Annotated in this window: 22 protein-coding genes; 10 read left to right on the top strand and 12 right to left on the bottom strand. The window is 49.2% G+C overall.

The window, feature by feature from the left end:
* Positions 1-77: 77 nt before the first annotated feature.
* Positions 78-848: a GntR family transcriptional regulator gene (locus SPIBUDDY_RS12755; RefSeq protein WP_013608180.1), complete on the top strand. Its 771-nt coding sequence runs from the start codon at positions 78-80 to the stop codon at positions 846-848.
* Positions 849-885: 37 nt separating this feature from the next.
* Here the strand turns inward: SPIBUDDY_RS12755 and SPIBUDDY_RS12750 are convergent, their stop codons facing one another.
* The 5 genes from SPIBUDDY_RS12750 to murQ form a co-directional block, all read right to left on the bottom strand.
* Positions 886-1236, bottom strand: a complete 351-nt coding sequence (locus SPIBUDDY_RS12750) for a DUF2200 domain-containing protein (RefSeq protein ID WP_013608179.1) — start codon at positions 1234-1236, stop codon at positions 886-888.
* A gap of 72 nt (positions 1237-1308) precedes the next feature.
* Positions 1309-1728 (bottom strand): toxin-antitoxin system HicB family antitoxin, encoded by a 420-nt coding sequence (locus tag SPIBUDDY_RS15840; RefSeq protein ID WP_172634204.1) that lies wholly within the window; start codon positions 1726-1728, stop codon positions 1309-1311.
* 259 nt (positions 1729-1987) lie between these two features.
* Positions 1988-4942, bottom strand: coding sequence for a DEAD/DEAH box helicase (locus SPIBUDDY_RS12740; RefSeq protein ID WP_013608178.1), 2955 nt, complete (start codon positions 4940-4942; stop codon positions 1988-1990).
* An 89-nt stretch (positions 4943-5031) separates the two neighbouring features.
* Entirely contained in the window at positions 5032-5907 is an 876-nt protein-coding gene (locus SPIBUDDY_RS12735; RefSeq protein ID WP_013608177.1) for a MurR/RpiR family transcriptional regulator, read from the bottom strand.
* Between the two features lie 25 nt (positions 5908-5932).
* Entirely contained in the window at positions 5933-6868 is a 936-nt protein-coding gene (gene murQ, locus SPIBUDDY_RS12730) for an N-acetylmuramic acid 6-phosphate etherase (protein ID WP_013608176.1), read from the bottom strand.
* A gap of 149 nt (positions 6869-7017) precedes the next feature.
* On the opposite strand from murQ, the gene SPIBUDDY_RS12725 reads away from it, so the two are divergent.
* The 9 genes from SPIBUDDY_RS12725 (at position 7018) to SPIBUDDY_RS12685 (ending at position 16294) form a co-directional block, all read left to right on the top strand.
* Positions 7018-8247, top strand: a complete 1230-nt coding sequence (locus SPIBUDDY_RS12725) for an anhydro-N-acetylmuramic acid kinase (protein ID WP_013608175.1) — start codon at positions 7018-7020, stop codon at positions 8245-8247.
* 37 nt (positions 8248-8284) lie between these two features.
* Complete coding sequence (locus tag SPIBUDDY_RS12720; RefSeq protein ID WP_013608174.1) at positions 8285-9832, top strand: ABC transporter substrate-binding protein; 1548 nt, start codon at positions 8285-8287, stop codon at positions 9830-9832.
* 64 nt (positions 9833-9896) lie between these two features.
* Entirely contained in the window at positions 9897-10859 is a 963-nt protein-coding gene (locus tag SPIBUDDY_RS12715; protein ID WP_013608173.1) for an ABC transporter permease, read from the top strand.
* A gap of 4 nt (positions 10860-10863) precedes the next feature.
* On the top strand, positions 10864-11700 hold the full coding sequence (locus tag SPIBUDDY_RS12710; RefSeq protein WP_013608172.1) for an ABC transporter permease: 837 nt from the start codon (positions 10864-10866) through the stop codon (positions 11698-11700).
* An 11-nt stretch (positions 11701-11711) separates the two neighbouring features.
* Entirely contained in the window at positions 11712-12722 is a 1011-nt protein-coding gene (locus SPIBUDDY_RS12705; protein ID WP_013608171.1) for an ABC transporter ATP-binding protein, read from the top strand.
* A complete protein-coding gene (locus SPIBUDDY_RS12700; RefSeq protein WP_013608170.1) occupies positions 12709-13731 on the top strand; it encodes an ABC transporter ATP-binding protein in 1023 nt (340 codons plus the stop codon). Before SPIBUDDY_RS12705 ends, SPIBUDDY_RS12700 begins: the two co-directional genes overlap by 14 nt.
* Entirely contained in the window at positions 13724-14755 is a 1032-nt protein-coding gene (locus SPIBUDDY_RS12695; protein ID WP_013608169.1) for an enolase C-terminal domain-like protein, read from the top strand. The genes SPIBUDDY_RS12700 and SPIBUDDY_RS12695 overlap by 8 nt, the downstream gene beginning before the upstream one ends.
* 1 nt (position 14756) lies before the next feature.
* Positions 14757-15236: a GNAT family N-acetyltransferase gene (locus SPIBUDDY_RS15835; protein WP_013608168.1), complete on the top strand. Its 480-nt coding sequence runs from the start codon at positions 14757-14759 to the stop codon at positions 15234-15236.
* Complete coding sequence (locus tag SPIBUDDY_RS12685; protein WP_013608167.1) at positions 15233-16294, top strand: serine hydrolase domain-containing protein; 1062 nt, start codon at positions 15233-15235, stop codon at positions 16292-16294. The genes SPIBUDDY_RS15835 and SPIBUDDY_RS12685 overlap by 4 nt, the downstream gene beginning before the upstream one ends.
* Here SPIBUDDY_RS12685 and SPIBUDDY_RS12680 read toward each other — a convergent pair.
* The 7 genes from SPIBUDDY_RS12680 to SPIBUDDY_RS12650 form a co-directional block, all read right to left on the bottom strand.
* The gene (locus tag SPIBUDDY_RS12680) at positions 16291-16680 is read right to left on the bottom strand and encodes a hypothetical protein (RefSeq protein ID WP_013608166.1); all 390 of its coding nucleotides are present in this window, start codon (positions 16678-16680) and stop codon (positions 16291-16293) included. The two genes, SPIBUDDY_RS12685 and SPIBUDDY_RS12680, sit on opposite strands and share 4 nt — an antisense overlap.
* A 120-nt stretch (positions 16681-16800) precedes the next feature.
* Positions 16801-17109, bottom strand: coding sequence for a hypothetical protein (locus SPIBUDDY_RS12675; protein WP_013608165.1), 309 nt, complete (start codon positions 17107-17109; stop codon positions 16801-16803).
* The gene (locus SPIBUDDY_RS12670; RefSeq protein ID WP_155816117.1) at positions 17106-17768 is read right to left on the bottom strand and encodes a hypothetical protein; all 663 of its coding nucleotides are present in this window, start codon (positions 17766-17768) and stop codon (positions 17106-17108) included. Before SPIBUDDY_RS12670 ends, SPIBUDDY_RS12675 begins: the two co-directional genes overlap by 4 nt.
* A gap of 2 nt (positions 17769-17770) precedes the next feature.
* Positions 17771-18592, bottom strand: a complete 822-nt coding sequence (locus SPIBUDDY_RS12665; RefSeq protein ID WP_013608163.1) for a TIGR04255 family protein — start codon at positions 18590-18592, stop codon at positions 17771-17773.
* 120 nt (positions 18593-18712) lie between these two features.
* Positions 18713-19801 carry a LacI family DNA-binding transcriptional regulator gene (locus SPIBUDDY_RS12660; protein ID WP_172634203.1) on the bottom strand — a complete coding sequence of 363 codons (1089 nt, stop codon included), beginning with the start codon at positions 19799-19801 and terminating at the stop codon, positions 18713-18715.
* A gap of 72 nt (positions 19802-19873) precedes the next feature.
* Positions 19874-20968, bottom strand: a complete 1095-nt coding sequence (locus SPIBUDDY_RS12655; RefSeq protein WP_013608161.1) for an ABC transporter substrate-binding protein — start codon at positions 20966-20968, stop codon at positions 19874-19876.
* 52 nt (positions 20969-21020) lie between these two features.
* Positions 21021-22199 (bottom strand): ABC transporter permease subunit, encoded by a 1179-nt coding sequence (locus tag SPIBUDDY_RS12650; RefSeq protein WP_013608160.1) that lies wholly within the window; start codon positions 22197-22199, stop codon positions 21021-21023.
* Between the last annotated feature and the right edge of the window lie 6 nt (positions 22200-22205).

Raw genomic sequence — 22205 nt, 5'->3', positions numbered from 1 at the left:
GTATATCTATTGCTTGTATCCAAGAATCGATACAGTATGTGGTATATACTTATTGCACTAAAACAGGTGAGGAATCCATGGTTTCTGATGTTTTCCAGGATGAAAGTAAGAATGCACTTTCGATGAGTGAGATCTATACAATTCTTCGACAGGATATCCTTACGCTCAAAATAACTCCGGGTGCATTACTTAGCGAGAATCAAGTCAGCACTCGCTTCAATACTTCGCGCACTCCGATCCGCAATGTGTTTGCCCATCTGGCACGTGAGGGGTTGGTAACCGTCCATCCAAAAAAGGGGACGTATGTCAGTCTTATCGATTTGGATTTGGCTGCCCAGATTATTTTCATGCGCACCCAGGTGGAATATGCCGTCATGTCGCATATTGCTTCGAATCCTGATGCACAGCTGTTCAAGGCTTTGGAAGAGAATTTGCAGATGCAGCAGGAACAGATCCGCCAGGGTGTCAACGATGAAGAGTTCTATTTCATCGACTCTCAGTTCCACGGACTCTGTATGCGCTCGATGCGCAAGACCAAGCTCTGGGAAATGATTCAGAGAATGGATGTCCACTACTCGCGATACCGCAGATTGGATTATAAGGCAACACGGCAGAAACACGTGTTTGAGACGTTGCTCAAAGAACACAAGCAGCTCTACCAATATATGAAGAATGGTGAGCCTGCGAAGCTTAAGTATGCCCTCACCGCCCATCTGTATGGTGGGTTCTTCAGGATCAATACCCGGTTCGAGACTGAGTATCCAGAACTGCTGACCAAGAACGGAAAGAGTGTGGAAGACCTGCTGCTGGAGATAAAAGTCCTGCTCAACGAAGCCCAGAAGGGGTAGAGGAAGAGCAGCTGAAATCGCCTGTTGCCAGCAAGGCTTACGCCCGTAGAATCTTCCCCATCGCCTTTCCCTTGGCAAGTTCATCAATGAGCTTGTCCAAGTACCGGATCTCCTTCATGATCGGGTCCTCTATCTCACTCAGGCGTACGCCACAGACAGAGCCCGTGATGTTACTTCGCTGCGGATTGGGATGGGGACTTTGTTTGACGAAGGTCTCAAAGTCAGTTTCCTTCTGAATGTGCTCTTGCAATTGTTCTTGGGTATACCCGAACAGCCAACGGATGATGGTGTCCACCTCATCCTTGGTTCGGCCTTTCTTCTGTGCCTTTTGGATATACATAGGATAAACACTGGAAAAACTCATTGCATAGATTCGATGTGCTGCCATATCTACTCCCCTGATGGCTAATCCTACGAGGTAGAAGAAAGCATGTCCAGAGTTACTCTTGCTCAGGTCGTTCTACGGCTTTTCATATGCCGTCTGTGATTCTCCCCAGATTTCCTTATTGTTGTTTCTCGGCTTCCTGGTCCCGGCAGCCCCTGGAATCATCGGCTTCGCAGGATGCTCTTGTAGACGTAGAATGAGGGAATCAATCATCTTTTCTTTTTCCTCAATCTTTGCACCAGCACCGCTTAGCAACTCGGCTACATGGAGATTAAGACTGATACCGTCAGCTTTGGCTTGTTCAGCCAATGTTTTATGAAGGGAAGGGGAGACACGCACAATGAATTTTCCGCTGTAGGCTCTGCTTGAGCTGGCTTCAGGTTCTGGTATGGGTAATCCTTTCTCTAGGCTGAAACGAATCCAATCTTCCTTTGCATCTTCAATCATTGCAATGGCTTCTTCTACTGTCTGGCCAACTGAGATACAGCCTTCCAATTCTTTGACTGAAATGTACTAGGAGCCTGATTCTTCTTTCTTGATACCAAGGGTATATGACAATGCTAGATAGTCCTCAATCGTCCTCATGCAGGTAATCCTCCAATTGAAAAATCTTTATACCATCTTTGATATACTGTGCCTTAACTGGCATGAAAAGGCATTAATTCAAGTAGTAATTCATTTGGAAATACGAATTACATAAAATGATTACAAAAACGTGTTTATTGAATTAAACAGGTATAACGTCATGAGAGTCTTACTGCGCTTGTTCCATCAGATAGGTATAGAGATCATCCTCACAGGGATGCTGAAGTCTGAACAGGAAGTTTACGATATTCAGGTCCTTTCCTTCATCGTCCTTGATTGTGGTCTGTCTTTCCCTGCCTTTGAGGTATTCGGCTTGCCCGATATAATAGAAGTCAGCACCTTCATCGTCGTGTTTCTTGATGAACAAGGGTATGGACAGACCGGAATCATGCTGGCCTAGAATTTTTTTCACTTCACCTGAATCCAGCGTTCTTTTACTGCGGGTCATCCAAGAAAAAAGCTCGGGGCTGAGAAACATATCATCGTAATCGGTACTGGCACTAATCGCCTCTCCCTTATGGTACGTCACAAAGATTGGACACGTATTGTACTTGATCTTATACCCATACATGGTCGAGTCCTCATTGTCCTCCCAATTGAGGATTCGACATACATCCTTGCGTGAGTATTTCTCATAGAGCACAAGAGAATTCGGCTGGCGAAGGTGATTGTCATAATGGGCTCTGTAGTTGAACAACCCCAGCGCAATCACATCGTCGCATGCATTGCGGTAGCTCTCTGATGCAAGCAGGGCAAGAAACTGTGGTGTTGCCGATAGGCTGCCATCCTGCATGAGGGCATATGAAATATTTCCATAGGTATCGCGTACTGCTTGTTTCACAAACCCATTATTCAGCAATCTGATTGCTGATCCAAACGTTTGTTCATCAAGAATTACGTGGTACTCCTGCTCCAATGTGGATTGGAACATGGCAAGTTTGATGCCACCGTGTTTTGCAAGAAGCTTCAGGATCAACAGCTCATGCGGCCTTTTGCCGTTGGCTAGTTCTTGGGAAAGAAAGCGTAGTGAGGAGAGCTCATTCTTTGTGAGGGTGTCTCTTGCAAGTTCCCCAAAGCCCATAAGCAAGGCGGGATAGCTGTCATACTTCTTGAAGAAGAGCAGGGGATCATACTCCTTGGCAATGGCAAAGTCCATGAGAGAAGGTATTTGACCCAATTTTGCCTTGAGTTTCAGGTACTGTTCTTTGAACAATGCCTTGGTATCGAGACGGGCATTATCAATGGCTTTGTAGATGCGTTGACGCGCAATGCGATCAAAACTTACCGTCGACTCGCCGCTGAGAACCAAATTTCCGCTAACCATCATCTTGCGCATCCTATCCTTGTTGAAGGATGTGTCCCCATAGAGGGCGATAGGAATAAGGTAGTTGTTGTCATAGTTGCCGACAAAATCGATAACGGTGACAAACCTCTTGCCTTTTGCCTTTCTCAGTCCCCGTCCCAATTGCTGTACAAAGATGATAGCCGACTGGGTGGGCCTGGCCATAATGATCTGATTAAGATTGGGGATGTCGATTCCTTCGTTGAAGATGTCGACACTCACCAAGTATTCAAGCATATCCGGCCTTTGGTCGGATTGCAGCCTTTGGATTGCTTGCTCCCGCACTGTCTCCGAGTCTTCCCCTGTTACGGCCAGTGTTTTCAAACCGAGTGAATTCAGCCTTCCTGAAAGCTCTTTTGCTTCTATAACCGTGCGGCAGAAAATGAGTCCCCGTTTTCGTTTCTCGTGCATGCTGTAGGTGTCGATTGCCACTTTGATGTGCCCGGCTCGTGCTGCGCTTGTCAAAAAGCGCGTATCACTGGAGTCATCGACGGCAAACCCATCAAGTGTGAAATCACTGATACCATAGTAGTGGAACTGACACAGCAGCTTGGCCTCCATAGCTGCCTGCAGTCTGATGATGTACGCAATATTGTAGTCAAAGAGCCGGTAAATATCCTGACCGTCGGTACGTTCGGGGGTCGCGGTCATGCCAAGGGTAAATGCTCCCTTGAAGTAGGCAAGCACCTTCTTGTAAGACTCTGCACCCGCGCGATGTACCTCATCGACGATGATGTAGTCAAAATGATCGGGTGCAAATTGGGAAAGGACATCCTCGCGTGCCAAGGTGGAAATACTGGCAAAAATGAAATCGCACTGGGTTTCTTTCCTCCCTCCTCCTACAACACCGAAGCGTATTCGCTCATTCTTTCCAAATACTTGCTGGAAGGTTGCCATGGATTTTACCAGGATGGTCTCTCTGTGCACCACATAGAGGAGGCGTTTGGGATTACAGGCCTTTGCGTCGAAGGCGGCAAGGTGGGTCTTGCCCGTGCCGGTGGCCGAGATGATAAGCCCTTTTGTCTCGCCCTTTGCACGCAGGCACAAGAGCTCTTGTAATGCTTCCCCCTGCATGGTGTTCGGAACAAGCTCACCCTGCTGCGTCTCCTCTTCGTAGAGGGGATAACGGGGTTGGGGAACCGGAGGTAACGGTGTCCATTGCATTGTTGTCCTAGCAGCCTCGCGCTCTTTTTCGTAGTGCATCAGATATGCTGGGGATAGCGTTACCGCAGTATCCCACATTCTGTTAAAGTCGGCATAGGTTTGATGCACCAGTTCCCCGTTCTCGGTCGAGGTGAACTGCACATTCCACTCCTGGTTGGTCGAAAGAGCCTGAGCTGTCAGGTTGGCACTTCCCACCACCAGGTTGATGGTCTTGTGCGCATGGTGGAACAAATACCCCTTGGTATGCAGGTTGCCCTCGAGGATTCGTACTTCCAGGTTAGGCAAGTCGAGTAAAGTCTCAAGCGCCTCCGGTTCATTGAAGTGAAGGTAGTTGGTGGTGAGCAGCCTTCCCCGAACCCCCCGTTGGGATGCTTCGAGCAAGGTTTGCAGCAGCGAAGCAATTCCATCGCGGGTGATGAAGGCGACTGCAATGTCGAACTGTGTGCAAGATGAGAGTTCACTCTGGATGGTGAGCAGCACCTTTTGGTGCTTCTCCCGATTGTTGATGATCAAGCGGGGACGAAGCGAGGGAGAAGAAGGGAAGGCTCTGTCTATGAAGCCGGTATAGAGACTTTTCTCTATCTCCTGAGGACTATACTCTGAACTCTGTTTTGACATACCCTTTCCTTGACAATAAAAGTACACCAATTGTACAAGTTGATCCAGGCATGCATCCAGGATTCCTTTGCAATAGCAATCTCAAGGTTTTATTTGGATGGATTATGGCGATGGGTAGCCGCCATGGTTTGTTCTATGGCCTCGATGGAGGCATCGAGATTCTTGGAAACCATCAATGAATAGAGAATATCGATGACTGCCAATTGATTGATACGTGACGTACTTGCCCCTTGGCGGTAGATTCGTTCAGAGGCGGGAACCACAATATTGATATCGGACAAACGACGGATGGTGTTGTCGCTATCCATCGTGATCGAAATAATGGGAACCTTATTCTTCTGGATTTGCTTTGCTGCAGCTATCATGGAGTCGTTCTCTCCCGAGTAGGAGATTATGAAAGCACAATCATGCATCCTGATGGTTGAAGCGGCAGTGAGCTGCAGATCGGTATCGTGCGTATAGAAAACGGGAAGCCCGAGTCGGACGAGTTTCTGCATGAAGTCGAAGGCAACAACTCCCGAGGCTCCGACACCGAATAGGGCGGTGGACCGGGCAGAAAGAATCATGGTGACAGCTTGCTCCAAACACTGGCTGTCGAGCCCCCGTTCAAGGGCTGCAAAGGATTGCTGAAACCGCTGGATTATGGAATGAATGACCGCTTGCGGGGCTGTCTCAGACTCAAGTTCCAGATCGGGAACATAGCGCTCATCGTAGTTGTCGAATACATCGCGGGCAAGCCGAAGCTTGAAGTTGCTGAAACTGGAAAAGTTGAGATGCTTGCAAAAACGGATGACCGCCGCTTGGCTGGCACCACTTTGCTTGGAAAGTTCACGGACGTTGAAATGCAGGGTTTTTTTTGGTTCACGCAGTACATACGAAGCTACTTTCTTTTCAGAATCACTGAGAAGATTGTAATGTGCATTGATTTCAAACAAAGCTCCTTCAATTTGTACTTTCTCTTGCATGAACATCCCCTTTGGATTGTGTAGTTTACCGGGTATCTCTCCCCTGATACAAGCGAATCATTTCAGAAATCGGCCCGCTGGACTGCTCTTCCAATGCTATGGCGGTTTGGGCATCAACGCCAAGGAGAATCATGAGAATCGCCACCTTGGGCCTTTTTCCTGATTCCTCAAAGGCCTTTGCCGCTTCAGCTTCCGTACAGCCGGTTGCCTGCTTGATCAGATGCTTGGAGCGTTCCACCAATTTTTGGTTTACCGGTTTCAGATCAACCATCAGATTATGATAGACCTTTCCCAGGCGGATCATACTCGCAGTGGTGAGCATATTCAAAACCAATTTCTGGGCAGTCCCTGCTTTCAGGCGGGTGGAACCGGTGAGTACTTCCGGACCGACATCCAAAAAAATGGCATGCTTGGCGGCACTGAATGTCTTGGAATCCTTGTTGCAGCTGATCGCTCCAACCACTGATCCAAGGTTCCTGGCATACTCCATGGCACCAATTACATAGGGAGCCTGCCCCGAGGCGGTAATGCCGACCAATACATCATCTGCATTGAATTGGATCGCCGTAAGAGCTTCTATTCCTGCCTGTCTGTCGTCCTCTGCATTCTCAATGGAACGGACCAAGGCATCGCGTCCTCCGGCGATCAGAGCCTGCACCATCGTGCAAGGGACTCCGAAGGTAGGCGGGCACTCCGATGCATCGAGCACTCCCAACCGGCCAGACGTTCCCGCCCCTATATAGACAAGCCTTCCACCTTTTCTAAAGGCTAGTACAATGTCAGAGACCAATGCTTCAATAATCGCCAGTTGTTTCTCTACAGCATACGGAACTGTTTTATCCTCATTGTTAATGATTTGGAGAATTTGTGAAATGGAGAGCTCATCAATATTGGAGGAGTTGACGTTACACTGCTCGGTGGTAAGCGAGCGCAGTGTTTCTTGCGTGATTTGCGTATCCATTGCGTGAGATCTCCCTGAAGTGGATAAAATTTTATTTCAGTACATGCTCACTATACCCTTTCATAACACGGATGTAAAGAAATAATATTTTAAAAACATTTGCGTTTTGAAATATTGTGCCATATACTATCGGTAATAGGGATAGGCATATGAACCAGATGGATTTTCTTCAATCGTATCGAAATCGTTTGCAACACAGGCTCATCGGACTCATGTCAGGAACATCACTGGACGGGGTGGATGCTGTTCTCGTTTCCATTACCACGAATGAAACCGGTGAAGCTGTTCAGGTAACCTTGGAAGATCAAGTTTCCATCCCCTACACCAAGGAAATGAAGGAAACTGTAGCAAAACTCTGCATCCCTGGATCTTCAGACATCAACGACATAACCGTGGCTCATAGCGGTCTTGCCTATTGGAATGCGGCTGCAGTCAATGAGCTCATTAAGCATAGCAACATGGAACGAAAGGCCATTGATGCAATATGTATGCATGGTCAAACCGTGTGGCATGCTCCCACGGGTCAAACCTTTCCAGGTCCTGCCGGACCGTTGGAAGTAACAGGAACCTTGCAACTGGGGAACTCCCAATTTGTGGCATCGCTTACCCACCTTCCTGTTATTTCAGACTTTCGCTCTGCCGACATGGCTGAAGGCGGCCAGGGTGCACCCTTGGCACCCTACATCGATTACCTGCTCTTTCACCAGGAAGGCAAAGGTATTGCCGTACAGAACATCGGAGGTATCGGCAATGTCACCGTTCTTCCCGTGCATGGGAAAAATGAGGGTGTTTTTGCCTTTGATACAGGTCCTGGGAATATGATTATCGACCAGATTGTTGCACTGCATTCAAACCAGCAAAAGCAATACGATGAAGGGGGGGCTATCGCTGCTTCAGGGACTGTATGCGAAACCTTGCTTTCCCTGTTGCTTGAGGATCCCTATTTTGCCAAACAGCCCCCGAAAAGCACGGGTCGTGAGGTGTATGGATATGAGTACACCAACTCATTGCTTCAGAAGGCTGAAAGGCTTCATCTCTCGTTTGAGGACATCGTTGCAACGGCCACAGCCTTTACTGCATGCACCATTGCCCAGGCATATAAGGACTTTGTGTTGCCTCTCACCGCCCTGCATACGGTAATTATCAGTGGAGGAGGGGCCCGCAATGCAACCTTGGTATCTATGATCAAGCAATACCTGGGCGGGAGTATCGAGGTCGTCACCTCCGATGACGTTGGTGTTCCCGACCAAGCCCGCGAAGCCATGGCCTTTGCCTTGATGGGTCATGAGTCCTTGCTGGGGAGGCCTTCAAATCTACCTGCGGTAACCGGAGCAAGAAAGCCGGTGGTGTTGGGTACCATAACCATGCAACAGCTCTGATGTATGTCAGATGAGTATCATTTCATAGGAGTTAACGATGAAAAAACGCAATCTGTTCGTGTTGTGCACTGTACTGCTAGTTTTGGTCGCAGTCTCTTCTGTGTTTGCCGCCGGTGTAGCCGAACAGGCTCCAACTGCCCAGAAGTCCCCGACCTTGACAATCGGTGTGAGTCAGGAAGCAGTAGGCTTGGACCCACATATCGTAACGGCATTCTCTTCGATGCGTCGTTTGGATTTGCTGTACAACCGTTTGGTACGTCTTGATGACAACATGCAGGTGGTCCCGGATTTGGCAGAGTCATGGGAAATTCCCAATAACCTTACCTACATCTTCCACTTGAGAAAGGGTGTCAAATTCCATAACGGAAGAGAGTTGACTGCCGACGACGTGAAGTATTCGCTTGAGCGTGTACTCGACCCGGCTACCGCTTCCCCTGGTCGTTCCTACATCTCCACCATCTCCAAGATTGAGGTCGTGGATGCATACACCGTAAAATTGACCCTTTCAGCCCCTCTTGCCTCACTACTCGATGCGCTCACCTCGAACAACATTTCCATCGTGCCGAAAGAAGCGGTACAGGCGAATGGAAATCTGCAGCGCGTTGCTGTAGGAACCGGTCCGTATATGCTTCAGGAGTGGGTGGTCGACAACTCCATGACCCTTGTAAAGAACCCCAACTACTTTGAAGCGGGTTTGCCCAAGAGTGACCAGATCATTTTCAGAGTCATTCCCGAGGAAGCTTCCCTCTATGCTGGTGTGCGGTCCGGAAACTTGGACTTGGCTACCATCAACGATGGTGCAACCATCCGCCAAGCAAAGTCCGACAAGAATGTGGTCGTCATGAGCAAGCCGGGTATGAACGTTCGCGTGTTCAGTTTCAACAACCAGAAAAAGCCTTTCGATGACATCCGTGTCCGTCAGGCTGTCGCCCTTGCCCTCGATCGTTCGGAAATCCTGACCATGGCTGAGTATGGCATGGGTGCCGCAACCGGTCCGATTCCCATCTCTGCCAAAGTGTGGGCGATTTCTCCTGACAAGCTTCCCTTGGGAAAGACTGACTATGCAAAAGCAAAACAATTGCTCGCAGACGCCGGCTATCCTAATGGATTCTCCTTCGACATCGTGTGTTCCTCAACCTATGAAGGCGGTTTGGCAGTAGCACAGGTGGTACAGAACCAACTGAAGAATATCGGCCTGACTGCAAACCTGGACGTAGTGGAGTGGGGCAACTATATCGATCGTTGGGTGAAGCGTGACTTTGCCACCATGGTTGAGCTACGCGGTGGAAGCAGCGAACCTGATAGATTCCTCTATCGATCCCTGCACAGTACCGGTGGGGTGAACAACTTCATGTATAAGGATGCAGAGACTGATGCCCTGTTGGAACTGGGACGTGAACAAACCGATCCTGCCCAAAGAAAAGCCACCTATGACAAGGTGCAGGAGGTCCTCAGTGAGAAAGCTCCGTTGGTGTTCCTCTATAGCCCGAACGAAAACCAGGTAACCAGTCCGTACGTGGAAGGTTTCAAGCAAATCGGCAATGGAAGTCTCTACTATGTGACCCATGCCCAGGTGATCAAGTAACAACTGTGGATGCACTCCTCCCTTCGGGGAGGAGTCTCTCTTCTTTGCTGTACTGAGGTGTTTCGTGGGAAAATATATAATCAAACGACTGCTCTCTCTCGTGCCTGTCCTTATCGGGGTTTCCTTGATTGTGTTCTTTTTAGTGCGCATGATCCCGGGTTCTGCCCTGCAAATGTATATGGGTACCCAAGTTGAAGCGACACCCGAGCAAATGGAAGAACTCAAACGGCTCTTTGGCGAGGATAAGCCCATTCCCGTGCTGTATATCGAATGGGTGGGTGATTTGCTCAAAGGCGATTTCGGGTACTCCCTGAGAACCGGTCGACCCGTGCTGCCCGATATCCTCAACAGGCTTCCCATCAGCCTGGAGCTGACGCTCTATTCTCTCATTCTGGCGCTATTGATCGGCATCCCTTTGGGAGTGCTTTCTTCCTTGCGCCAAAACACCTTTGGTGATTTTTTGAATCGGGTTTTCGGCCTTATCGGGCTCTCGTTGCCGCAATTTTGGCTTGCAGCCCTCATGGTGATTGCGTTTTCCAATTCCCAAGGCTGGATTCCCATGGGCAACTATATCAGTTTGCTCCAAGACCCGTTGAAGAACCTGAAAATGTTCTTTCTTCCTTCGCTTGCCATCGGCTTCGGTTTTGCCGCAGTGGTTATGCGTTATACGAGAAACAGCATGCTGGAAGTACTGCAGATGGATTATGTTCGAACTGCAAAAGCCAAGGGCCTTCCGCATCGCAAGGTAATACTGATCCACGCCCTTAAGAATGCCATTCTCCCGGTCATTACCGTTACCGGGTTTAATGCCGGATACCTGCTTGGCGGCTCGATTGTGATCGAGGAAGTGTTCGCCCTTCCCGGAATGGGCAGGCTTGCCCTCTATGCGATCAATCAACGCGACTACCCGGTCATCCAAGCGATTGTTTTGGTAATAGCGACCCTCTTTGTGTTGGTCAATTTGGTTACCGACTTGGTGTATGCCTTGGCAGACCCAAGAATCCGTTTGGTCGATGAGAAGAGGTGACGGTATGAAAACTCCACGATTGCTGCGAAACAAAATTGCCATGGCCGGCCTTGTCCTGATACTCCTGTATGTGCTTATGAGTGTAGTCTCCCTGTTCTGGTTGCCTTTCGATCCTTTGGCCATGCATGCTGAACAGATTCTACAACAACCATCGTTTGCCACCGGCCATCTCTTCGGAACGGATGAATTCGGTCGGGATATTCTTTCACGCATTATGAAGGGAACCTCCGTCTCCTTCATCATCAGCGTGAGTGCTACAGCTTTAGGAGCTGTGATTGGCATTTTCATGGGAGTGTGGGCAGGTTATTTGGGTGGAAAAGCGGATAATGTCATAATGAGAATCGCCGATATCCTGTTTTCCTTTCCCTCCCTGCTTCTTGCCATTTTCATCATGGCAGTGTTGGGGGAGCACACCTATAACGTGGTGCTCGCAATCGGTATTGTGTACATTCCGCAGTTCGCAAGAATCAGCCGGGGTGCAATCATCGCCCTGAAAGGGAATGAGTTCATCAGGGCGGCAAAATCAAACGGTGCAGGAAGGAACTACATTCTGGCCCATCATCTGCTACCCAATATTACCGCTCCGCTTATTGTTCAAATATCGCTGTCTCTCTCCACTGCCATTTTGCTCGAATCGGCGTTGAGCTTTCTTGGTTTGGGAGTGCAGCCTCCAAATCCCTCTTGGGGGAATATGCTCAGCAGTGCCCGCAAGGTAATGATGTTTGCACCTTGGACGGCAGTGTATCCAGGTCTCGCCATCGTGTTGTTGGTGCTTGGTTTCAACCTGTTAGGCGATGGATTGAGGGATATCCTGGATCCGCGGCTGCGCAACGTCCGATGAGGAAAGTGAGTATGAAAGAATCACCCATTTTGCAGGTGGAAGCCTTGATGACGGAGTTCAAGACCGAACGAGGTATCGTCAATGCAGTAAACAAGGTCTCCTTTGATGTTGAACGGGGTCAAACGTTGGGTATCGTGGGGGAGTCCGGGTCGGGCAAGTCGGTTACCAACCTCTCCATCCTGCGTTTGATCGAGTTCCCACCCGGCCGGATTACCGGGGGTAAGGTCTTGTTTCATGACAAGGACCTGTTGACAGCAACGGAACACGAGATACTGGGCATCCGCGGCAAACATATCTCCATGATTTTCCAGGACCCTCTGACTTCCCTGAACCCGGTTATAAAGATTTGGAAGCAGATCGCCGAGGCTTTGATCCTTCACCAAGGGATGAAGAAAAAGGAAGCAAAGATGCAGGCAATTGAGTTATTGCGGATCATAGGCATCCCTGATCCCCAAACACGGGCGGAGTGCTATCCCCATCAATTTTCCGGGGGGATGCGCCAGCGTGTCATGATTGCCATGGCTCTTTCCTGCAACCCCGATATCCTCATTGCCGATGAACCTACCACAGCCCTGGACGTTACAATCCAGGCGCAGATTCTTGAACTCATACGAGCTCGGAGGGACCAACAGCAGACATCAGTGATTATGATCACCCATGATTTGGGTGTCATAGCCGAAATGTGTGACCAGGTCTGTGTGATGTACGCGGGCCGAATTGTGGAAAAAGCCGATGTTTTGGATTTGTTCCAATCGCCCAAGCATCCTTATACGCAAGGCTTGCTTGATTCCATTCCCCGTCTTGACCGCACAGGTGTTGAACGGCTGCACTCCATCAAGGGCTCTCCCCCCGATTTGCTGCATCTTCCAGAGGGCTGTCCTTTCAGGGAACGCTGTGACAAGGCGATGAATCGTTGTGTTAGCGAACTTCCTCCCGAGCTGGTTCTTGACGGGTCCTCCAGTCCAAGAAAAGTTGCTTGCTGGCTGTACGCAGATAAGGAGGAAGCCCATGCAAAAGCGTGATGTCCTACTGGAAATCAGGGACCTCAAGGTCCATTTCCCCCTGGAGAAAGGCATTTTATTCAAAAAGAATGTAGGCTCTGTTCGAGCCGTCGATGGTGTCTCCTTTTCCGTATACAAAGGCGAGTCCTTGGGTTTGGTTGGGGAGTCGGGTTGTGGCAAGTCTACAACCATCATGGCTCTTGCAAGGCTCGAACGCATCACTGAAGGGCAGGTTCTCTTTGAAGGAAAAGATCTGGCTACCCTGAAAGCGGAAGAGCTCACTCGCGCCCGCAAGGATTTCCAGATTATTTTCCAGGATCCGTATTCATCCCTCGATCCCCGTATGAGGGTCCTCGATATTGTCGCAGAGCCCATGAGGATTTTTACCAAAAAGGGAATTCTATCGCTGTCAGAGAAAGAGATTGAAGAGAAAGCACTCAGTTTGATGGATAAGTGCGGGCTGTCTGCGTCGTATGCCAAGCGCTATCCTCATGAATTTTCCGGGGGACAGAGACAGCGCATCGGCATAGCGCGGGCCTTGTCGCTTGGACCGAAGCTCATTCTCGCTGATGAACCGGTAAGTGCTTTGGATGTTTCCATCCAGAGCCAGATCCTGAATTTATTGAAAGACCTGCAGAAGGAATTCGACCTCACCTTCCTGTTCATCGCCCATGACCTGTCGGTCGTCGAATATTTCTGTAATAGGGTGGCTGTTATGTACCTGGGCAATATTGTGGAGATGGCCTCCTCCAATGCCCTGTATAAGGATCCGATGCATCCCTATACGAAGGCGTTGCTTTCCGCAGTCCCTATTCCTGACCCCGTTGCCGCTACAACGCGAAAGCGTTTGATTCTTAAAGGTGATGTCCCTTCCCCGAGTGTAGTTCGTCCCGGTTGCCCGTTCTTTGAACGTTGCCATATGGCAATGCCGATGTGCAAAGAGCGAAAACCAAGGCTGCTGGAAGTTGGTGAAGACCATCAGGTGGCCTGTTTCCTCTATGAGAAAGTTGAAGGTGATGTGCATGCTTAGAGTTACTGCGATTCCTAGGAAATTGCTGTTGCAAAATCCGTTTCATATTGCCCATGGCAGTTCCGATTACCGGGAGAATGTCTTTCTTCAGATCATTCACGATTCGAATGTCGCCTATGGAGAGGCGGCTGTCGTTCCTTACTATGGTATTACCAAGGAGCAGATTCTCCAGGATCTCAAGCAGACTATCACAGCTGAGATGATTCTTAAACGCGAGGCTCTGACAGCAGTAAAGCGGTTCTCGCACAGCATGAGTGCCTGTGCATATACCAGTGCTATACAGGCTCTTGTGATGCAACAGAGCGGACCAGCTTTGGCCGGTTCCCTGGAAAAGCAGTACCAAAGAGGATCTTCATTCACCATTTCCTACCGAGCTGATGTGCAGAAGATGTTGGATTCCATCCGAACCTGTGGTTTTTCAACCATCAAGCTGAAGGCGGGTTTCCCTGACGATGTCCAGAGAATTCGTCTGATCCGACAGCATTTTCCCGACTTGGTCATCCGTCTGGATGCAAACCAAGGATGGAATTTCGAGCAGGCTTGCAACATCATCTCAGAACTTAACACCTTGAACATTGAATTGATCGAGGAGCCTATCAAGGGAACGGTAGATGAAATTCGGATGCTTTCAGAACTGAGTGAGATTCCCATCCTACTGGACGAAACGGTGCAAAATGCAGAGGATTTGAGAAGGTACGCCCCAAGTGTCTCCGGTATTGTGGTGAAGCTTGCCAAGAGCGGAGGGCCCCAGGCGGCTCGTGTTCTGATTGCAGAGGCAAAACAGCTCGGCCTTGAGGTTATGCTGAGTTGCATGATTGAGTCGTCCTTGGGTATTGCCCATGCCTTGACGCTGGAACCCCTGTGCAAATGGATTGATCTGGATGCTCCTACCTTGTTGGCAGAGGATGTATTTTCCGGTTTGACCTATCAGGATGAGTTGCCTCGTTGCTCAATCTCATCCTTGGTTCCTTCCGATGGATTGCTGCAAGCCTTCGCTATGGCGAAGCCCTTTATTGAGGAGTAGTATGAAAGTCGAGATTCGGCCTTTCACCGAGGATGCTTTACAGCCTTGCGCACGCCTTGCAGCTTCTTCTGCATTGAAGGATGTATACGGGTTTACCGAGGACAGCTGGTTTGAAAAACTGCGTAATGCAGGTAAGGACCCTTTGAATACTGTGTTTGTTGCCTGGGTGGGAAATGAGGTTGCCGGGTTTGCCTGGGTGCATCTCAAGGGTGCATTTCTGGTAGCTCCCTACCTTCGATTCATTGCAGTGGACCCCCAGTTTCAAGGTATGGGAGTGGGCAATCTTTTACTTCATGAGTTTGAGGAAACAACCAAACATCTGGGAAAGAGTTTTTTCCTGTTGGTTTCCGATTTCAACCAAACAGCGCAGCTTTTCTATGAGAAACATGGGTATTGTAAAGTAGGGGAGCTTCCCGATTTTGCAGTTGCTGGTGTAGCTGAAGTCCTTATGTGCAAACAGAACAAGGTGGAGTGTGAATGAACGAGCAAGAAAGGCTCGAAAGCTTGTCTCCCTTGGTACAGCAGTATATAGGCGAGCAGTACTTCAGCGGGGCGGTGATTGCTCTCTCTCATGCACAAAGCACCTGCTCAAAAGCTTGGGGCACTACTGCCATGCAAGGTGGTCCATTGGATGGTTCCCATCTCTTCGACCTTGCTTCCCTAACCAAGCTTTTTACTACTCTAGCGGTATTGCGCCTGATTGATACCGCTATGGTTTCCGATCAGACACGATTGCTCGATATCCTGCATTTTCCCGACCCGGTACTTGCAACCTATTTGGGTAAGGTAACGGTTTCGTCCCTATTGACCCACACTTCTGGGCTGCCAGCCTGGTATCCATTCTATACAAGACAAGGGGAATCCTTTGAGGGAATTCTTCACGATATTCTTCATTCCACCCCACTCCAAACAGGAGTGGTGTACTCCGATCTCAACTTCATGCTGCTGGGTATGGTGGTAAGCAGCGTGACAAAGCTCTCTTTGGAACAGGCAATGCGTAGTTTGGTGTTTGAACCCCTAAACCTGAAGAGTGCCACCTATCATCCTAAGCGGTCACGCTGTGTTGCCACGGAGTTTGGGAATCAAATAGAAAAACGCATGGTATCGGAACGTGGACTGCACTTTGATGGTTGGCGCAGTGAACAGGTTCCCCTCTGCGGGCAGTGTAATGACGGCAACGGATTTTATTATTTCGGGGGAGTAGCAGGGCATGCGGGTATTTTTGCAGACGCTACCGATGTGCTGGCCGTGGGAAGAGCATTCGATTCCAAGAGGGGAACCTTCCTTTCGCCTGATGTGCTCACCCGAACCTTGCATGATTGGGGTGGTGGGCGCGGATTCGGCATTCAATATGGTGAGCTGTATCCAAACGGGGGCTTTGGTCATACAGGGTTCACTGGAACCTACCTGTACATACATCCTCAGCGTGATTTGGTCATCACGATACTCACCAACCGCTTGCATGCACCGGTTGTGCAGTCAATCAATCATATTCGCATCGAGGTGGTAATGCAGCTTTTACGTAGTATTGCCAGTTAGTCAAATCCATATCTATTGGTAATATAGTCCTTATCCCATACTTTGTAGAAGTTTAGCTCATACAATGTCATTTCATCCTCGTACACACAAGAGACATCCTTGATGAAGATGTTGGCATTGGAAAAAACCTTACATATTTCAGATTCAATCTGGCATTTTAGATTCGTATTGCTCATAGGTGCACGCCCATCGAGCAGTACTTGGATTGCGAGTTTATATTGTTGGTCGGGCGCAACCTCCCTGTCCGGTTCAACGAGGAAGAAGATCCGTTTGAGAAATGGATACCGTGCATTCAGAGTTTTCAGTTTCGTATCGATATGCTTGATCTTTGCAATATAATCGTTGAATCTGTCAGGAAAAGCTGGCCTGCTGTATCGTTTTGACATCCAGGAAAGCAGAATCGTGTGTGACTTCTCTGCAAGAACAATCCTTGGTTGTGTGCACGATATGTCTGCAAGAAACTCTCTGTGGATGCGAATGTGATGACTTATGATTACTTCAAAAAATCAGGATGAATCGCAACATAGATGAAGTCGTCGTGGGTTTTTCCCATAGGCGATTGAACAATCCAGAAAGTCGATAGTCCTGATACAGAAGAACTCTGCAAAAGGCTCATAATCTAGTGATGGATGCAAGATATCACAATCTTGGCTGAAAAGAAGAAGCGCATCAGATGACTTTGCCCAAGTAAACTGTTCTGTTGCATGGGAAAGGATGGTATCCTTATTCTCTCCAAAGAGAATCAGCCCTTGTTCCCATCCATTGTTTTGGATGGCATTTCTCAGAACAATTCCCTCGGTGATAGATTCAATCATGGATTCAATTGGTTAAGATTGTAATCAAAGGTTTCACGGCTAGGTCGTTGTTTATTCTCTAATCTATCCAACGCACTTGCTTTGTTTCGAGCCCGTTCGAGTACTTCAGTTATTATTCGCACGAGGGTTGTTCGGTCGGTTTCAAACTCACTCCGGTTGCAGAGAAGTTGCAACAGAGATGTATTGAGAATACTGATGTGCATTCGTGTGTACACCCCGAGCGAGTCATGTTCGGTGCGTTCTGGTATTGCAGCGATAAGTGAATACAGGGAAGCCATCTTGCTCGCATGTTCACCGGTAGGAACCAAGGATTTATTCAGCCACCCATAGATTGTTATGCGGGAGACGTTAAATATCTGCGCCCATTCAGTTTTTCTAAATCCAAAGAATTGGTGTAGTGCGTGAAATTGTTGCTGGCTATCCAGTACGTACAACTCGGATGGGGTGGGCGTTGCAATCAATGGGAATATTCTGCTATAGAGAGGCCGTAACCGATATGCCGTTGCAGGGAGTAGAAAATTGGAATAGGGAGTCTGCTCCATAGGATTGCCTATTGTGATGTAGTGACTTTGTTCCCAAAGTAGGAAACTAGCATGCACTGGACCAAAGCAAGGCAATGCCTGCAAAGGGGTTGGTTGGGAAACCGGAATTTCGTTCATGTTTATGACCATAGTGCGTGTGCTTCCTTTGTCGTGATAGTAGTAAGGAATACTTTCATGATTACTGCATAGAAGGCATGGAAAATTTCTTTCTGATTCAGTAAAAGCGTTTGCTTATCTATGTATTCGACTGATCCGTAGTGATCCAAATCAATGCAGGTAACCAGAGTTTGCGGTGTAACAAAGTCTGTGAGTCCGCGTGGATCTCGGAGGATATCGTCAGGGTAAAGCCTCCCCGATGGGTTCTGGAGTATTCGTACTTGGAAAATGCTGGGATTCTGTAATACTTGTAGCTGTATGGTTCTTTGTAGTGCAAAGTTATACCACCCTGATCCAGTCCAAGGAATATCGACAGGTAGGCTGCTCCCCAAAAACCCCTTCTGCACTATAGTTTTCCACGAAAGATTCGTTGACTCCACTATGCTCTGAATGCATCGAAGTCCGAGCCTGGTAATAATGGAAAAGTCGAGTATTGTATCGAGAGTGTGTACAAGAAACTCAAATTCACGCACGATTGCATCAAGTGAATTTGCTTGAGTGTCGAAAACTTGGAATGTGCATTTCTCTGCATCAAGGATAAGGGCTTTCTGATAGTCTGAGGAGACAAGCATCCATTGCTCAATGGCTTTTTTCTCCAAGTCACCCGATGTTGTTAGCTGGACGATATCGCCTTTCATCGTATGGCAAAGAGGGTAGCCCAGTTTTCTGAGCATATCCTGGATAGGAGCTATGTAGTGCTCGATATTCAAAAGAGGAGTGTACTGCATTTGCAGTAATACTGCAGAAAACGGATTGGTTGCAAGTTCATGGGTATTGGTGTTCATGGTTTCCTACCTACGTAGACTTTACACCAAACTTTACACTCTGTACAGGAAAATTACACAGAAGCGTGTACTATTATTCACGCCAATACCATGAGTGAATGGAAATCTGTTCAGCGTATTTCAGAAGTATGAACAAAGTTTTTCGGAGACATCCGCATCCGAATGTACACGTCTTTGCTCCTCTTCTTCCCTCTCAAACGGGATGCCCCCGTTGGCTTTGAGCACTTTAATCTCCGGCTTGAGCATGACATGCTGGGGGAAATCCTCCCAATTGCCGCCTAAGCGCTTGAGTAGCAGGGCCGCAACTTCTTGGCCGATCTGCTCGAAGGGCTGGGAGACGGCATAGTGGCAGAGCTTGAGCAGGGGAGCGTAGCTTAGGTAGTCAAAACTGGCGAACACCGGCGGGAGGCCTTGGATTTCTTGGAGGTTCTCTATTGCATAGATGGTAGCCCCAAGGTGCATGGAGTCGTTGGCAATGAAGAATGCCTGGGGATGGTCGGGATCGGAGAGTGCCATTTTCAGCTGGTCCCGTCCATTGAGCTGGGTCATCGGTCCTTGATGGAGGACAAACTCGTCCTCTACGGGCAGGTTGTACGCAGCCATTGCTTCCAAATATCCATGAAGTCGTTCGCCGGCTGTATGGATATTGGGATCCCCACCGATGAATCCTATGCGTTTGAAGCCTTCATTGCAGAGAGCCTCTATCATTTTGTGGACACCGTAACGGTTGTCTGTTTCCACAGAGTCAACCTTCAAGGCCTTGATACGGCGGTCGACAAGCACAAGTGGAATATTGGAAAGTGCTTTGGACAGGAAGTGCTCTCCCTCGGAGCCCGAGGGCATGACTACCATGCCATCGACGTTGCGTTCGATGAGAATCTGCAGTTTTCGCTTTTCCTCCTGTACCGAATCGTAGGAGGAGGTGATGATCATCGAATACCCTTTCGGAGCGAGGCAACGCTCCAGAGCCTCGACGACCTCCATGAAGAAAATGTTGGAGAGCTCGGGGGCGATAATCCCAATAGTTCGTGTCTGACGAAACTTGAGTGAACGAGCAACCTCGTTGCGGTTGTACCCAAGTTTCTCTACAGCCTCCAACACGGCTTTACGGGTCTGGTCCTTGACCACATCGCTTTCGTTGAGGACCCGGGATACCGTAGCGATCGACACACCGGCCAATCGAGCGACATCCTTAATTGTCACAGACACGTTAGCTTCCACCGGTATGCTCTCCATGAAAGCTGGGGGTCTTGTACGACCCCCAGTTGAAAGTAAGGTGTATCAATCGTAGATCAGGCCCTTGATATCGGCATTATCCATATTCTGGAAGTTATAGAACTTGGCACCGGTATCGACATCGGCAACTGGTTCGCCCTTGTAGGCCTTGTAGGCCAACTCGACTGCCTTGTAACCGATCTGGTACGGATCCTGGGTGATGGAACCGAGGAAGTACTGGTTGCGCACTGCATTCTTCTGGGCGGCACCGGCATCGTAACCGATAACCACTACGTTCTTCAGAGCAGCATTGGTCTTCAGCGTAGCACCATCGTTGGTGGCGGCCAAAAGACCCTTTACGGTTGCTTCATTGGAGCAGAAGATTCCCAGAATGTTGTCGCTGCTTACCTTGTTCAATACTGCTTGGGCGGCATTGGTGGCGTCAGTCATGGCAGCGGAGGCAGGAACGATCATCTCAATGATGACTTTCTTCCCGCTTCTGGGGCTGTCTGCGGCGATGTAGGCGGTGTTGCCGATGACTGCGATATCACTCTTGGAAAGAGCGGTTTTCTCATCGATCAACTTGACGATTGTGTCGCGGAAACCCTTGCCGCGGCTCAGCAGTGATTCACCGGAAGCATCCTGGTTCATGACCACGATTTTTACCGGTTTTGCATCGGTTGCTGCTTCAATTCGGCTCTTGATCACCTCGAACATCTTATCAGCTGCCATACCGGCTGCCGCATAGTTGTTCGTGGAAGCATTTGCCCAAATCGATCCAGCCGGGGCTTCGGGTACACCAGAGTCAAACCCGATTACGGGAATTTTCTGGCTCTTGGCCTGCTGTAATTGGTCAAGAACACTGCTGGTATTCAGGGCTGCCAATGCGATAGCCACCGGGTTCTTTGCCATGGCATTGTTCAGCATTTCTACCTGGATTTGCACATCACTTTCAGAAGGAGGTCCTTCGAAGGTAATGTCGACGCCATACGCTGCAGCAGCTGCGTTGGCACCAAGTTTTACCTGCTGCCAGAAATCATGCTGCTCCCCTTTGGAGACAACGGCGATGTACGGCTTCTTGGCTTCCTGCACGCCTTGGGCGAATACAGTTACCGAAGCGAGTACAACCAGAGCCAATAGAACGACTAAGGTTCTCTTCATAATAACCCTCCTATTTTCTTCCGGGATCATACGACCCCGGATATTCTCGCGTCTATGATTTCTCAAATTCCTTTTCTTGCTTGCGCAATGCTGCCCGCTGCAGTTTCTCCTCACGCCTGAGCCGTCGGTACTCCTTGTTCATTTCCACTTTCAGGGCAGCTGCTTCTTCACCCTGCAATTGGCTGAGTTTGAACAGCATCTCCTGGCGATACCGGTCGGAGGCTGAGAGTATGCGGACTTCTGTGGATTTTTTGGTGCGGTAAATATCCAGCATTACTGCGCCCAGGACGACTATACCGGTGAAGAATGTCTGGTATTGGGCTTGCAGGTCCATGGATGGCAGTCCTGCCCGAAGGACACTCATGATGTAGACACCGATCATGGTACCGAGCACAGATCCTGCTCCTCCGCTGAGGCTTGTTCCTCCGATGACCGTTCCTGCAATGGCGTACAGCTCAAAACCTTGGCCTTGGGCGGGCATGACGGTGGTATAGACGGCTGCGAAGGCAATGCCGCCCACACCTGCCAGAAAACCGCTGATCACATAGGCCATCATCTCCCACTTGGCTACATCGACACCGGAGAGGCGGGCTGCTTCCTTGTTGGAGCCTACGGCAAATATGTAACGGCCCATCTTGGTCCGTGTCAGGATGATGTATGCGATGAAGGCCGTACCGAAAAGAACCAATGCCCCCGTGGGATAACTGGCATTGTCGGGGGCGATATACTTGAAGATGCCCTTGAACCAGCTGTCCGCTGCTCCACGGGCCGGGAACGTGGCACTACGGACATTGGATACGATTGAGCCGATACCGAGGCTGATCATCATCGTGCCGAGAGTAGCTATGAACGGGGGAAGCTTCAGGCGGCTGACCAGAATTCCATTGAATAGCCCGAAGCTGGTGGAAACGAGGAGAATGAGGACGAGAGAGAGCCACATGGGCCATCCCCATGTCTTATAAGCCGTACCACCGATGATGGTGGATGCCATCATGATGGTGCCGCAGGAGAGGTCGATGCCGCCGGTGATGATGACGAACGTTACCCCGATGGCAATGAAGCCGATGTAGTAGGAGGAGTCGAGGATGTTGACCAGCGTTGTGTAGGAGAAGAAGTTTCTGCCGAACAGGGCGAAGAAGGCATAGATGATGACAAGCGCAAGGGGTGCAAGCAACTTCTGTGCACTCACTCCTTTTTTCTCCCTGATGTTAGTGTTCTCTTTCAGTTTCATTGATAG

This window comes from Sphaerochaeta globosa str. Buddy (assembly GCF_000190435.1).
Classification (GTDB): domain Bacteria; phylum Spirochaetota; class Spirochaetia; order Sphaerochaetales; family Sphaerochaetaceae; genus Sphaerochaeta; species Sphaerochaeta globosa.
This window is presented reverse-complemented; position numbering and strand designations above follow the sequence as displayed.

Bases quoted from the DNA above. Each gene is read 5' to 3' on its own strand.
- SPIBUDDY_RS12755 (WP_013608180.1), top strand. From the start codon at position 78: ATGGTTTCTGATGTTTTCCAGGATGAAAGTAAGAATGCACTTTCGATG.
- SPIBUDDY_RS12750 (WP_013608179.1), bottom strand. From the start codon at position 1,236: ATGGCAGCACATCGAATCTATGCAATGAGTTTTTCCAGTGTTTATCCT.
- SPIBUDDY_RS12740 (WP_013608178.1), bottom strand. From the start codon at position 4,942: ATGTCAAAACAGAGTTCAGAGTATAGTCCTCAGGAGATAGAGAAAAGT.
- SPIBUDDY_RS12735 (WP_013608177.1), bottom strand. From the start codon at position 5,907: ATGCAAGAGAAAGTACAAATTGAAGGAGCTTTGTTTGAAATCAATGCA.
- murQ (WP_013608176.1), bottom strand. From the start codon at position 6,868: ATGGATACGCAAATCACGCAAGAAACACTGCGCTCGCTTACCACCGAG.
- SPIBUDDY_RS12725 (WP_013608175.1), top strand. From the start codon at position 7,018: ATGAACCAGATGGATTTTCTTCAATCGTATCGAAATCGTTTGCAACAC.
- SPIBUDDY_RS12720 (WP_013608174.1), top strand. From the start codon at position 8,285: ATGAAAAAACGCAATCTGTTCGTGTTGTGCACTGTACTGCTAGTTTTG.
- SPIBUDDY_RS12710 (WP_013608172.1), top strand. From the start codon at position 10,864: ATGAAAACTCCACGATTGCTGCGAAACAAAATTGCCATGGCCGGCCTT.
- SPIBUDDY_RS12705 (WP_013608171.1), top strand. From the start codon at position 11,712: ATGAAAGAATCACCCATTTTGCAGGTGGAAGCCTTGATGACGGAGTTC.
- SPIBUDDY_RS12700 (WP_013608170.1), top strand. From the start codon at position 12,709: ATGCAAAAGCGTGATGTCCTACTGGAAATCAGGGACCTCAAGGTCCAT.
- SPIBUDDY_RS12695 (WP_013608169.1), top strand. From the start codon at position 13,724: ATGCTTAGAGTTACTGCGATTCCTAGGAAATTGCTGTTGCAAAATCCG.
- SPIBUDDY_RS15835 (WP_013608168.1), top strand. From the start codon at position 14,757: ATGAAAGTCGAGATTCGGCCTTTCACCGAGGATGCTTTACAGCCTTGC.
- SPIBUDDY_RS12685 (WP_013608167.1), top strand. From the start codon at position 15,233: ATGAACGAGCAAGAAAGGCTCGAAAGCTTGTCTCCCTTGGTACAGCAG.
- SPIBUDDY_RS12680 (WP_013608166.1), bottom strand. From the start codon at position 16,680: ATGTCAAAACGATACAGCAGGCCAGCTTTTCCTGACAGATTCAACGAT.
- SPIBUDDY_RS12675 (WP_013608165.1), bottom strand. From the start codon at position 17,109: ATGATTGAATCTATCACCGAGGGAATTGTTCTGAGAAATGCCATCCAA.
- SPIBUDDY_RS12670 (WP_155816117.1), bottom strand. From the start codon at position 17,768: ATGAACGAAATTCCGGTTTCCCAACCAACCCCTTTGCAGGCATTGCCT.
- SPIBUDDY_RS12665 (WP_013608163.1), bottom strand. From the start codon at position 18,592: ATGAACACCAATACCCATGAACTTGCAACCAATCCGTTTTCTGCAGTA.
- SPIBUDDY_RS12655 (WP_013608161.1), bottom strand. From the start codon at position 20,968: ATGAAGAGAACCTTAGTCGTTCTATTGGCTCTGGTTGTACTCGCTTCG.
- SPIBUDDY_RS12650 (WP_013608160.1), bottom strand. From the start codon at position 22,199: ATGAAACTGAAAGAGAACACTAACATCAGGGAGAAAAAAGGAGTGAGT.